This window comes from uncultured Campylobacter sp., assembly GCF_937997595.1.
In the GTDB taxonomy this organism is placed as follows: Bacteria; Campylobacterota; Campylobacteria; order Campylobacterales; family Campylobacteraceae; genus Campylobacter_B.
Genome location: NZ_CALKTS010000048.1, coordinates 1 through 13,268, shown reverse-complemented (window position 1 = coordinate 13,268; position 13,268 = coordinate 1). Strand labels below are relative to the sequence as shown.

The 13,268-nt window shown below is 46.0% G+C and carries 11 protein-coding genes; 3 read left to right on the top strand and 8 right to left on the bottom strand.

The features are described from left to right. Positions 1-583 precede the first annotated feature (583 nt). From serA to pheS, 6 genes are all read right to left on the bottom strand, one after another. Positions 584-2,161: a phosphoglycerate dehydrogenase gene (gene serA / locus Q0614_RS01525; RefSeq protein ID WP_298786018.1), complete on the bottom strand. Its 1,578-nt coding sequence runs from the start codon at positions 2,159-2,161 to the stop codon at positions 584-586. 54 nt (positions 2,162-2,215) lie between these two features. Next, entirely contained in the window at positions 2,216-3,883 is a 1,668-nt protein-coding gene (locus Q0614_RS01520) for a 30S ribosomal protein S1 (protein WP_298786015.1), read from the bottom strand. Between the two features lie 112 nt (positions 3,884-3,995). Next, positions 3,996-4,832 carry a 4-hydroxy-3-methylbut-2-enyl diphosphate reductase gene (locus Q0614_RS01515; protein WP_298786013.1) on the bottom strand — a complete coding sequence of 279 codons (837 nt, stop codon included), beginning with the start codon at positions 4,830-4,832 and terminating at the stop codon, positions 3,996-3,998. Then, entirely contained in the window at positions 4,822-6,096 is a 1,275-nt protein-coding gene (gene aroA, locus Q0614_RS01510) for a 3-phosphoshikimate 1-carboxyvinyltransferase (RefSeq protein ID WP_298786011.1), read from the bottom strand. Before aroA ends, Q0614_RS01515 begins: the two co-directional genes overlap by 11 nt. Then, positions 6,093-8,423 carry a phenylalanine--tRNA ligase subunit beta gene (gene pheT, locus Q0614_RS01505; protein ID WP_298786009.1) on the bottom strand — a complete coding sequence of 777 codons (2,331 nt, stop codon included), beginning with the start codon at positions 8,421-8,423 and terminating at the stop codon, positions 6,093-6,095. Before pheT ends, aroA begins: the two co-directional genes overlap by 4 nt. Next, positions 8,420-9,415 carry a phenylalanine--tRNA ligase subunit alpha gene (gene pheS, locus Q0614_RS01500; protein WP_298786007.1) on the bottom strand — a complete coding sequence of 332 codons (996 nt, stop codon included), beginning with the start codon at positions 9,413-9,415 and terminating at the stop codon, positions 8,420-8,422. The genes pheT and pheS overlap by 4 nt, the downstream gene beginning before the upstream one ends. 129 nt (positions 9,416-9,544) lie before the next feature. Here pheS and Q0614_RS01495 point away from each other — a divergent pair, with 129 nt between their 5' ends. After that, positions 9,545-9,901, top strand: a complete 357-nt coding sequence (locus tag Q0614_RS01495; protein ID WP_297941615.1) for a histidine triad nucleotide-binding protein — start codon at positions 9,545-9,547, stop codon at positions 9,899-9,901. A 556-nt stretch (positions 9,902-10,457) separates the two neighbouring features. Here Q0614_RS01495 and Q0614_RS01490 read toward each other — a convergent pair. Continuing rightward, entirely contained in the window at positions 10,458-10,901 is a 444-nt protein-coding gene (locus Q0614_RS01490; RefSeq protein WP_297902213.1) for a Dps family protein, read from the bottom strand. Between the two features lie 165 nt (positions 10,902-11,066). Between Q0614_RS01490 and Q0614_RS01485 the strand changes: the two genes are divergently transcribed. Together Q0614_RS01485 and Q0614_RS01480 are read left to right on the top strand one after the other, a co-directional pair. Further along, positions 11,067-11,987: a M23 family metallopeptidase gene (locus tag Q0614_RS01485; RefSeq protein WP_366112458.1), complete on the top strand. Its 921-nt coding sequence runs from the start codon at positions 11,067-11,069 to the stop codon at positions 11,985-11,987. Further along, positions 11,939-12,355: a polymer-forming cytoskeletal protein gene (locus tag Q0614_RS01480; RefSeq protein ID WP_005873147.1), complete on the top strand. Its 417-nt coding sequence runs from the start codon at positions 11,939-11,941 to the stop codon at positions 12,353-12,355. The genes Q0614_RS01485 and Q0614_RS01480 overlap by 49 nt, the downstream gene beginning before the upstream one ends. A 266-nt stretch (positions 12,356-12,621) precedes the next feature. Here the strand turns inward: Q0614_RS01480 and Q0614_RS01475 are convergent, their stop codons facing one another. Beyond that, entirely contained in the window at positions 12,622-12,891 is a 270-nt protein-coding gene (locus Q0614_RS01475) for a hypothetical protein (protein WP_298786006.1), read from the bottom strand. Positions 12,892-13,268 lie beyond the last annotated feature (377 nt).

The window sequence follows — 13,268 nt, the reverse complement described above, 5'->3', positions numbered from 1 at the left end:
ACGGCTGAAATTTTGTATCGACTAAATTTAGGCCGGGCGGAATTTTTCGGCGAAGCATAATTTCGGCAAAAACGTAAAATTTAATCAGCGGTGCAATCTCTCGGCGGCTGCCCGAAATTTAAACGGGCGATATGATTAGAGAGAGGTGAAACGTCTGCCACGAATAAATTTGAGACAAAAGCGCCTTGCCGTGTCTAATAAATAAAATTTGACCGCGTTTTGTATCGCGACGCTTAGCTTTGATACTAAACTCGCATAGCGGAAAATTTAATCGGCGGCGCCGCGATGATGAAATTTAAAAAAAGATCTGCAAGGACGAAATTTAAAAGCAAGCTCGCGGCGAGAGTTAAATTTAAAGCGCACGCAGTGTCTACAAAAGCCGCGAGCCAAAGCATATCTGCCTAGCGCATACCGCAACATATCGCAAGCGCTTGCCTGCACGTTACGTCAAATTCCGCAAAATCCTCGCCACGCGTTCCCGCATCGCCTCATCAAACGCCGTCGTAGCTGAAATTGTAAATTTAAATTATAAAGAATTAAAACGAGGCGAAATTTAAAATTCCGCCTCCTAAGCGAGAAAATATTAAAGCGCCGCGTAGCGCACCATTAGGCAGGTTTGAAGCGCCGCCAGCTTATCAAGCGTGCTTTTTTGCACTTCGGAATCGACCAAAATGACCGCCAAAGCGTCCCCCTCCTCGCCTCTGCCTAGGCGGAAGTCCGCGATATTGATGTTTTCGTCGGCTAGGATCGTGCTTACGGATTTGATAACGCCCGGCACGTCGGTGTTTTTAAAGATTATCATCTTGCCCTTCGGCTTAAAATCGGTCTTAAATCCGCCGATATTTACGATGCGCTCCTCGCTGCCGTCAAAGACCGTACCTGCGACGTTTGAGATCGCCTCGTCGGTCATAATTTTTACCGCGATCTCGCTTTTATAGACGCTGTTTGCAAGCTCGCCGAAGCTCGTCTCAATCCCCTTTTCATCCGCAAGAAATTTAGCGTTGACGTAATTTAGCGAGTCGCCCAAAGAATCGTGCAGTGCGCCTACGATTGCAAAAACGAGCATCGATTTTAGATACTGCACCACCTCGCCACTGCCCTCGATGCGAATCGATTTGATCGGGCCTTTGTTGATCTGCGCCGCAAGATAGGCCATTTTCGAGACCAAATTTATATACGGCTCAATACCGCGCGGCAGATCCTCGAGCTTAAGCGGCAAATTTAAAGCGTTTGGATAGTTTAAGCCGCGCGCGGCGCTGATCGCCTGCTCCGCGGCTTCCCTGGCGATATTGCTTTGCGATTCGAGCGTATTTGCGCCAAGATGCGGAGTCGCACTTAAATTTTCGATATCCAAAAGCTCGTGATCGGTCGCAGGCTCTTTGTCGAAAACGTCGATGCCGAGATACGCGATCTTGCCGCTGCGTAGATTGTTTGCGAGCGCTTTTTCATTATACAGCCCGCCTCTAGCGCAGTTTATTAGGCGTACGCCGTCTTTCATCTTTGCTATTTGCGGCTCGCCTACCATATTTATCGTCTCTTGATTTTTCGGCGTATGGATCGTGATGAAGTCGCAAGATAAAATTTCATCAAAATTTTTCGTATATTTTACTCCGAGCTTCGTGGCTTTTTCGGGTTCGATATACGGATCATAGGCGATGACGTTCATCCCAAACGCAAGCGCGCGAACCCCCACGCGCGAACCGATATTTCCAAAGCCGATGATGCCGAGGCTCTTTTTATAAAGCTCGGTGCCGTACCACTTCTCGCGCTTCCAAATTCTATTAATTTTCAGATCGTTGCAGGAATTTACATATTTGCGCGCCGCATTTAGTAGATGGCACATAGTCATTTCGACTGCGGCGATGGTATTTGCCGTAGGTACATTCATCAAAATAATGCCGCGCTTGGAACAGCCGTCGATATCGCAGTTGTCGACGCCGACACCCGCGCGCACGATCGCTTTTAGCTTGGTGCCCGCGCCAAGGAATTTCTCATCCACCGCCGTAGAGCTTCTGGTGATCGCAACATCCGCATCGCCTAAAATTCCGTAAAGTTCGCTCTTGGGCACGTTCGTAGCGTCGATTACTTTAACGTCCGATTCTTGCTTAAGCAGATCAAAACCGATTTTGTGGATTGCGTCGCAGACTATGATAGTTTTCATTAAATTTAACCTTTTGAAGTGGGTCCGCAAGGCGGGGATGCCTTGCGGGAGGAATTATTTATTTAGTTGATCTTTGATTAGATCCCCTAGGCTTTGCTTCTCGTCGTCGTTGTTATTGATCTCGTTTAGCGCCTCGCGCTCCTTCTGATGAGCCAGTCTGCGCACGCTTAGGCGGATTCTGTTTTTCTTCTCATCGATGAAAGCGATCGCAGCCTCGATCTCGTCGCCTACTTTTAGGCTATCTACGCTTACGTTGCCGAGATCTTCCTTGCGGATAAGCGCGTCGATACCGCCTCCCAGCTCGACAAAAATTCCGAACTCTTTAATATCGCGGATCTTGCCTTTTACGACATCGCCTTGATTGTGACTCTTGGCAAACTCGCTAATCGGGCTATCGCCGAGCTCTTTGTGGTTTAGAGAAATTTTTTGAGTATCTTTGTCGATCTTGATGATCTTAACCTCGATCTCGTCGCCTACTTTGAATAAATTTTTGCACTTCTCGCCGCGATCCCATGAAGCGTCTTCGTTATGCAAAAGTCCCTCTACGCCGTCGATCCTCACAAACGCGCCGAAATTTGTAATTGTAGTGACGCTGCCTTTTAGCACATCGCCCACTTTGTATTTAGCAACGAACTCGTCAAACGGCTTGGTGAGTAAATTTTTAAGGCTCACGCGCAGCCTGCGCTCGCTAGGGTTGATCTCTACGACCTCGACGTCGAGCTCCTCGCCCTCGCTGATGAAATCTTTCGGATTTTTGATATTTTTATCCCACGAAATTTCGCTGATATGCAAAAAGCCCTCGATGTCGTTGCCAAGATCGACAAACGCGCCGTAAGGCTCGATATTACTTACTTTTACGCGGATAGTATCGCCCACTTCCAGGCTATCTTTGATCTCGTTCCAAGGATCTGGCATCGCTTCTTTAATCGAAAGAGAGAGATGTTTTTTATCGTTGTCGTATTTAATAACTTTAACCGGAACCTTATCGCCCTCTTTGTAGAGCGAGCTTGGATTTACCGGACCTTTGTATGAAATTTCGCTGTAGTGTACGAGTCCGTCCACGCCGCCTACGTCTACGAACATACCGTAGGTGGTGATTTTTTTGACAACGCCTTCGATGATGCCCTCAGTAGCGATTACTTTCTCGATCGCCTCTTTGCTTGCTTTGCGGTCCTCATCAAGTAGCTTCTTGCGGGATACTACAATGCTTTGCTCATCTCTATCGACCTTGATGATCTTTACTTTGAAATTTTTACCGACAGCGCCGTTTGGGTTTTTAAGCGCACTTTGCGAGCGCGGCATAAAAAATTCCACGTCGTCTCCATTAGCACAAACGAAACCGCCCTTATTAAACGATAGAATTTTAACGTCATAGACATTCTCTGCGTTTTCATCATAGGAGTCGATGAACGCCTTTACTTTTTCCTTCTTTAGAGCCTTTTTATACGATACGACCGGGCGACCGCCTCTGCTTCCGATAATAGCGACTTTGATGTCATCTCCTACATTAACCTGCGGGTTTCCTTGATCGTCGCTCACCTCGGCGGCATCTAAAATGCCCTCCGACTTCCTGCCTACGTCTATGAAAACCTCGCCGTCCTTAAGGGCGATAACCTTACCTGTGACGACCTCGTCGCGAGACTTCCCGGCGTCATACTCCTCTAACAATGTCGCAAAATCTTCCTCTGCGTGGTTTTGAACCTTCTCGTTCACCTCAGCCATATGCTTCCTTTAAATTTATTTGTGCTTTTTTGAAAAGAACTAAAATGCGCGATTCTAGCCAAAATTTGCTTTCGATTTGATAAATTTCTAAGAGTAAATTTGATAAGAGGGCTTATAAATTCTGCGTTAAATTTTCGATTCGCGCTACTACTTTTTTGATGATCCAATCAGGCGTGCTAGCTCCTGCAGAGATGCCGCAGAGGCTTTTGTTTTCAAACCACAAGCGTTCAAGCTCGCTTTCGTTTTCTATGAGATAGCTGTCTTTGCAAAAATTCTGCGAAATTAAAAAAAGCTGTTTGGTGTTGGAGGAATTTTTCCCGCCTACGATTATCATCACGTCGGCCTTTTGCGACAGGCTTTTTACGGCCTCTTGATTCTCCAGCGTCGCATTGCAAATCGTATTAAAAATTCTCAGCTCCCTTGCGCGCTGCATCAAAAAATCCGCGATTTTGGTAAAGCTTTCTATCTTTTTCGTAGTCTGCGAAACGAGCGCGACGCGAGGTCCAAGCTTGACGTCTTGCAGTTCCTTCGTATCCATGATCACGAATACGCGTGATTTTGCGTAGGATTTCACCCCCTTTACCTCGGGATGGTTTTTATCGCCGAAGATCACGATGTCGTAGCCCTCCGCGCTCATCTTTTCTACGATCTGCTGCGGCTTGGTCACGAAGGGGCAGGTAGCGTCGATGAGCTCCTTATTTTGCGCCTTTAGTCTTTGCAGATCGTCCTTTTGGATGCCATGGGTGCGGATGATGAGCTTTTGCTCATCGGTGATCTCGCCAACGCCCTCCAGGGTTTTGACGCCGAAATTTTGTTTTAAACGGTTAATCTCTTCGGCGTTATGTATCAGTTCGCCGATCGTAGAGGCCTCGCCGGCGCTTTCTGCGATCTTGATCGCGCGCTTGACGCCGAAGCAAAAGCCGTAGCTTTTGGCCATCTCAATCTTCAACGCAGGCTCCGATCTGTCTTAAAATAGCAGCGAAATTTGGAAACGACGTCGCGATACAATCGCTATCCTCGATGATCATCCCCGATCTTAAGCCCAAAATCGCAAAGCTCATCGCGATGCGGTGATCTCCGCACGGCGTGATAATCGCCGCGTTTGCCTCGCCGCCTTCGATCTGCCAGCCGTCCTGTAGCTCGCGCGCCTTAATACCGCAGGCGCGAAGCCCTTCGCAGGTTACCTTTATGCGGTCGCACTCCTTCACGCGCAGCTCGGCGGCATTTTTAAGCACGCTACTTCCCTGCGCGCAAGCAAAGGCGATAGCAAGCGCAGGCGCTTCGTCTATCAGCCACGAGATGTTTTCGCTCACCTCTACGGCGTGAAGCGGCGCATAAGCAACCTCTATATCGCCGATCTGCTCGTAAATTTCGCTCGTTTTATTAAATTTTACCTCGGCGCCCATACGTTTTAAAATTTCATACGCCTCTATGCGAGTTTTGTTTAACAGCATATTTTTTAGCACTATGCGCGAGCCAGGGATTATCGCTGCGGCGACCGCGAAGAAAAACGCCGAGCTTGGATCGTTTGGGATAAAAATTTCAAGCGGTTTAAGCGGCGAGCTAAGCGGCGCGACTTCGATCGCAAGACCGTTTCGCGAAACTTGCGCACCCATCGCTTTTAGCATCCGCTCGCTGTGATCGCGGCTAAGCTCGGGCTCGCTAAACCTGCACCCGCTGCCGCGCAAGGCCGCTAAAATTAGAGCGGTCTTTACCTGCGCGGACGCAATCTTACTCGCGTATTCAAAATACCCAAGCTTTTGCCCTAGCACCGCAATCGGCGCCTTTTCGCTGCCTTGACGCCCGTAAATTTTAGCGCCCACCTTGCAAAGCGGATCCGCAACGCGCCTCATCGGACGCTCGCTTAGATACCGATCGCCGCATAGCACGAAAAAGCCCTCGCGTCCCGCCAAAAAGCCCATAAATAGCCGCATCGCGGTGCCTGAGTTGCCGCAATCAAGCGGAACGTTAGGCTCTTTGATAACCTCCGGCGGAGTGATTAAAATTTCGCCCCCTTCGCGCTGCACGCAAGCGCCCAAAAGCTCCACTATTTTTAGCGTATTTAGCGTATCTTCGGCGGCTAGATAGTTTGAAATTTTACTCGTCCCCTCCGCTAGCAGCGAAAAGATCGCCGCACGGTGCGAGATCGATTTATCCGCGGCGATATTTGAAATCTCCGCCTGCAAAGGGCCCGCTTGCGCAAAAATCCTCATCGCAGTCCAAGTCCCAGTTCGCTGCTAAGCGCGGCTAAAATTTTATCGGTAAAGCCCGCGACTTCCTCGTCGCAGAGGGTTTTTTGAAGGTCTTGAAATACAAGTCTGATCGTCAGGCTCTTTGAATCGCCCAGGCTTTCGTCGCTGTAAAGATCACTCGGGATAAGCTCCTTTAGCGCCTCGATTTTAAGGGCGTCTATACACTGCTTAATCTGCTCGAAGCGCATTCCGCTCGGCACCAAAATACTTAGATCGCGCGATACGCTAGGGAACTTCGAATAAGCGTCCGCTACGATATTTTCAAATTTAAGCTTGGAAAAATCGATCTCGCACAGATAGCTTTTATCCAGATCGCGCCCTGCTTCTACGGCGTAATCCACGCGCCCGATAAAGCCCACTATCTGCCCGCCCTGCTCGATCTGAGCTTGCTCGAATTCGCTTAAAAATTTCAAATTTTCGCCGGGCAGCCTGACCTTAAATTTACCGATGACGCTTTGGATTAAATTTGCAAAATACAAAAAATCTACCGCGGCGGGTTTTGCGCCGGCCGCGATAGAGGGTTCCGCCTTTAGTCCGCTAGCGATAAAGCCCAGCCTTAGGCACTGCGAGCCGTCCGTATCAAACACCTCTCCTAGCTCAAAAAGCTTAACGCTTCTGCGAGAATTCTTTAAATTTCGCTCAGTAGACTCCAGCAGATGATTAATTAGCGTCGGTCTTAGCGCGTCCAGCTCGCCGTTTATCGGATTTAAAATTTTAACCTTGCACGGCTCAAAGCCTAAGTTTTCTAGCACCTTGCCATCGTCAAATACATAATGCACGCACTCGAAAAATCCCACTGCTGCCGCCTTGCTGCGAAGCTTGCGCCCGTTTTGTAAATTTACGTAGGTATCGTTTAGGCGGTTTTTCTCGTAGAAGCTTAGCGGCGCAGCGGCGATATTATCGATGCCCACGATACGCACGATCTCCTCGCACACGTCGTGAGAGTTTACGATATCGTGGCGGAAAGGCGGCACCTTGGCGGTGATGAGATCGGCTTCGACGCCTACATCAAAGCCCAGCCTTTTTAAAATTTTTACGATCTTATCGCGCGGAATTTGCGCACCGATCATTGAGTTTATCTCTTTTTCGCTAAAGCCCACGATAAGCGGCTCCAAAGCATTTGAAATCTTTTGTGTGCCCGCATATAGGCTAACGGCTTTATTTTTAAGTAGCAATCTAAATAGCAGATCTAGCCCTAGCCTAAGCTTTGGCTCGCTGCCTCTACTTGAGCGGTACACGTGCTCGTCGCCTTTTAGGCTTTTATTTTCGTTTACTGCTCTGGCGATAATTAGTGGCGCGGTATAGTTTGCCTCTAATAGCACCACTTTGCTACTGCAACACGCCTTTAGCTCCGCGTCTTGGCAAATCCCTGCTACGCTAAGCAATCTCTTGCCCGCATAAACGCCGAACTCGCCGTTTGGCATAGGCTTTATGTCAAGCGCTACTTTGCCATCTGCGGAAGCGATCTTTTCAAAATCATAAGCACGCAGCAATACTCCGGTAGAATGAGTAGCGTAATTAATGAAATTTTGCACCGCGCAGCTTTGCAAAATACCAACGCTTGCAAGACGCAAGGTCTGCTTTAAATTTAACTTCAGCTCGCCTTTGATCTCATAAGCTCGAAAAGCAAATTTAGCGCTTACCTCATCGCTTGCACGCACGCTTAAAATTCTACCGATACCAGGCGCTCCGTCGGCATCTTCAAACTCGTGCTTTTCCTTTAGCGGCAGATCAAGCGCTGCGCTTAGATCGCGCGCTATGCCTAAGATGCTAAGGCAGTCGCCGCGATTGGCGGTAAGCTCGATCTCGATAAGATCGTCGTTAAAAATTTCATACTCGCGCAGCTCCTTGCCCAGCACGAGCTCGCCGATACTGCTATCAAGCACCATAATGCCGTCATTCGTCTTGGCAAGCCCAAGCTCGGTTGCCGAACAGATCATGCCAAAGCTCTCCACGCCGCGAAGTTTGGCAGGCTTTATCTCAAGACCGCTAGGCAGCACGGCGCCGATTAGGCTAACTGCGACATATTGCCCTGCCTCAACATTTTTCGCGCCGCAGACGATCTGCAAGCTCTGCTTACCGACATCAACCTCGCAGACATTTAGATGATCAGAATTCTCGTGACGACGCTTGCTTTTTACGAGTCCTACGACGACGCCTTTAGGGAGCGAAATTTTATCGTGAGCGTCAACCTCAAGACCGATGGAATTTAGCGTAGAAAGCAGCTTTTCGCTTGAAATTTCGCTTATGTCGATCCACTCCTGCAACCAATTTCTCGTTATTATCATTTAAACTGCTCCAATAATCTAATATCGCCTTCAAATAGCGAGCGCAGATCGGGGATACCGTGCAGCAGCATCGCAAATCTCTCCACGCCGAGCCCGAATGCGTATCCACTGACGTTTTTCCAGCTTACCGCTTTAAAGACGTTAGGATCGACCACGCCGCTGCCTAACACCTCGAGCCAGCCCGTCTGCTTACAGACGCGGCATCCATGACAGTGGCAGAAAATACAGCTGATATCGACCTCAGTGCTCGGCTCCGTGAACGGAAAGAAGCTCGGGCGGAAGCGCACTTTTACGTCTCCAAACATATAGCGCAAAAATTCCTCTAAAACGTATTTTAAATTTGCAAAGCTCACGCGGTCTCCCTGCTCGACTACGAGACCCTCCACTTGATGAAACATCGGCGTATGGGTTAGATCCATATCGCGGCGAAAGACCGCGCCCGGGGCGATCATACGCACCGGCGGAGCTTTAAATTTCTCCATCGTGCGGATCTGAACGCCGCTGGTATGCGTGCGTAGCAGCCGCCCGTCATTTAGATAAAACGTATCTTGCATATCGCGCGCAGGGTGGTATTTGGGTAAATTTAGCGCCTCGAAATTATGGAAGTCGTCCTCGATGAGCGGGCCGCTTTCGACGCTGAAATTTTGCGCGATGAAGTAGTCTATGATCTTATCCATCGTCTCCATCACCGGATGCAGCGCGCCGCAGTTTACGTTTTCGTTAAAAAGCGTGACGTCGCTCGCTTCATTTTTCATCGCCTCTTTTTGCTCCGCCTCTTCCAGGCTCGCCCTTTTTGCGGCGATAAGCTCGCTGAAATAATCGCGCTTTTCATTCGCGCTTACGGCAAGCTCTTTTTTCTGCTCGGGCGCTGCGGATTTGAGCTCGGAAAAAAGCGCCGTTATGATGCCTTTTTTGCCGAAAAGCTCCAAGCGCACGGCTTCCAGCTCGCTTAGGCTTGCCGCAGCGTCGATTTTTGCTTTAATCTCTTGCAAATTCTATCCTTGTAGTTAAATTTAATGGCGCGATTGTAGTTAAAATTTGATAAAAGCTAGGTAAATTTGCGTGTTTGGATTTTTTGGCTATAATCGCGGCTAAATTTCAACCTCATAAAAGGATCTAAAATGAACGTCTTCGAAAAGATCGTAAACGGCGAAATCCCGTGCAACAAAGTGTTAGAGAACGATGAATTTTTGGCTTTCCACGACATCAACCCTAAAGCGCCGATCCACATCCTGGCGATCCCTAAGAAATGCTACGAAAACTTCCAAGTAACGCCACCTGAAGTGATGAGCAAAATGAGCGCTTTTATCCAAGAAGTAACTCGCAAAATGGGGCTTGATAAGAGCGGATACCGTCTCGTTTGCAACTGCGGCGAAAACGGAGGTCAAGAGGTGATGCATCTGCACTTTCATATCCTAGGCGGAATAAAACTACCGTGGGACCGTGTCAGCGACCGCAATACTGAAGAGAATTTTTAAGACTAGAGCTTAATTCTATAAAAACTAAAATTCCGTGAAATTGCGAAATTTTACGGAATTTGCAAAATTCTTTGAAATTTTTAAAATTCCGCTTCATTTATAAACACCGAAGTTTTAAAAATAATCAAAATAGTAAAACTACAAGCTAAAATTTATCATCAGACGCTAAAAAGAAATACAAATTTATCACAGACGATCTCTCTTAGCAAATACCATTCTTGAGCTGCAAAGCCTTAGCTCTTAGAATTTTTACGGCTATGAAATTTGAAATCGGCAAGAAATTTTAACGACGCGGTAAAATTTTAAATGAAACCGAGCTTTACAAAAAGAGTTATGTTTTTACATGGCGAATGAGTTAAATTTCGATGATATGAAATTTAAAACCTACATGAATTTTACTTTGAATGAGCGATTCTACTTCAATTTTCAAGCAGGATTTAAAATTTTAGTGTGAAATTATAATCTTAGAATTTTAAAATTTTTTGAAATTTAAATATTAACTTTAATGGATTTTAGGGGCATGCGCCCCTAAAAATTTTGAAAGGATTTGCGGGGATTATTTGCTTAGCATTGAGCTTAGCATCCATAGGCGTTTTTCATAATCGCCATAGTGATCCTGCGCAATATTTGAAGTCGTATCGTCGCCCTCCTCCTCAGCAATCTCTTGAAGCTTTTTAAATTCTTTTACCAAATACTCGTAGGCTTTTTTAACATCCTCAAGTACCTCAGATACGCTATAGCTGTCTTTTACGCTAATCGGAGCGTCTTTTGAAAGCTCAATTAGATCCTTAGCCTTAGTTACGGCCTTGCCGCCTATTTGAAGCGCGCGCTCAGCCATATCGTCGAAAAGCTCGCCCATCTCGTCGTATGCTTTCTCGGTGTAAGCGTGAACCTGCGCGAATTGTAAGCCCTTAACATTCCAGTGATAATCGTGGAATGCAACAAAGAACGCATGAGCGTCCGCCTGAAGTTTGTTTAGTTGTTTTACCGTTTTTGACATTGTGTCTCCTTTATTTAAAATTGCTGTAATTATAGCAAGATTTGCTTAAATTATAATTATACTAAGTAATAAATTTTATCTTTTAGTGAAATTTTGAAATTAAATAGCTTTTAAATTTATCTACAATTTTTTTGAAATTTCAGCTATGCTGCATTATAATGCCGCATTATGAAAAACAAATTTATGATAACCATAACCGACCTTAACGGCTCTAGGAATTTTTTGCTTTCGCAAATCATCAAAAAGATCGCGTTATATTTGGTACTATTTGTTTTTACCGTTTTCGTCACGGGTGCGCTATATATCAGGTATCTGGGCTCTAAAATCGATAGCCTTTCGCGAACCAAAACCGAGCTTAACGAGCTAAATCAAAAACTTCGCGACGGTATCGCGGCAAGTCAGATGGAATTTGAAGCCATCGAGGGTAAAATTTCGGATTTGGAGCATCAGTTTGGGCTTGATCCCGAAGAGGATGAGCGCGCGATCGACCGCCTATCTCACATCAAGCCTACTTCCGAACAAGAGATCAAAGAGCGCGCGCAAAAGATCATCAACGAAAAATTCTCCGACGCGCTGATAAAAGAAATTTTTATGCAGATCCCAAACGGCAGGGTAATGCGCACTTATCAGCTCAGCGAGAAATTCGGCTGGCGCAACCATCCCATCTTAAAGCGCAAGCAGTTTCACCCGGGCGTCGATCTGCGCACTCCGCCCAAAACGCCCATCTACGCGCCTGCAGACGGCATCATCCAATACAGCGGCGCGGGTGCTACTGGCTACGGCAATCTAGTCGAGATTCGCCACAACTACGGCTTTACGACACGATATGCGCATTTGGATTCAAATTTAACTCGCAAAGTAGGCGAGTTTGTAAACAAAGGCGATCTTATCGCTTTTAGCGGCAACACCGGGCTTAGCACCGGACCTCATCTGCACTACGAGATTAGGTTTTTGCAGCTGCCGCTAGATCCGCTAAATTTCATCAACTGGAACGAAAAAAATTACAAAGAAATTTTTACTAAGGAGGAAGATGTCCCATGGCAATCTTTAATAAAGGCGATGCAAACACCGCTCAAACAACAATAATCTCGTCAGGCACGCTCATCAAAGGAGAGCTGCACCTGTCGTGCATTTTGCATATCGATGGCAATGTCGAAGGCGACGTGATCTCCGATAACACCGTCGTCATCGGTAAAAACGGTACCGCGCGCGGCTCGATTAGAGCTAAACATATCGTAATCAGCGGCAAATTTTTCGGTAATATCGAAGCCGAGCTCGTCGAGCTGCTAGGCGGCGGTGTGCTCGTAGGCGATGTGCTATCGCAAAGCTTCGGCATCGAAGTCGGCGCAAAATTTAATGGAAAAAGCGCTGTAAGTGGCGGCGATCAAGCCCTAGTCATCGACGGTAGCGCAAGCGAAGACGTCAAGCTCATCGACAAAGCTCTAGGCGAATAAATCGCGCACATTTGGAATTCTTGGGATTTTAAAGGCTTTGAAACTCGCAAAATTTCGGAATTTAAAAGCCTAAAAAATTCCCATACTTTGAAATTTTTGAATTTGAAATTTTAAAAATTCTGAATATTTTAAAATTTTCTAAATATGGAATTTATACAAAATTTACTGCAAAAAAAACGCAGATTTTAAAATTAAATTTAAAAGCGTAACGAGATCGTTTACAATTTTAACCTCATCGTCGCGCCTGCTTTAAAAATTTGGCGACGTTATTTTTTAGAATCTTTCGAGTTAATCATAAATTTATCAATCAAAATAGCTAGCACTACAAATATAATCACGAATGCGATTACATAGGTAATTTTAAGTTGATCTACTCCTTTCTCAAAAGCGAGAAAATCTACAACAAAAGATGGATTATAAAAATTTCCAAACAGGGAGGCTAGCGTATCGATGCTATTCATATAAAAACCAGCTCCAAAAAAAGCAGCCACAAGTGCAATAATAATACCCATCAACATTTTAGCGTTAGACGACACGGTAAATCCTTTTAAAAAATGTATTTGAAGATTATACCCCCCATTAATCTTAGCTTAAATTTCGTGCGATGACGAAGGTAGAAAATTTAAGGATCGGAATTTATGTGCAGAATCTGCGCCAGATTTTACTGGACCACCATAAATTTAAAGAGGATTTTAACGTAAAGTTATAGTAAACTTTGGAATTAAGCTTCAAAAATTTTAGAATTTGCAAGGCAAGCGAATTTATACTTAAAATTTTACTATGATAAATATGAATTCTTTTCATAGCGCCTTTTGACTCGTTATATCTCTTTGTGCCGTCAGCTCAAAATATCCGAGTGGTGATAAATTCTGCGAGCTGAGCTAATTTAAGCCCATTATTAGATTAGTTATGT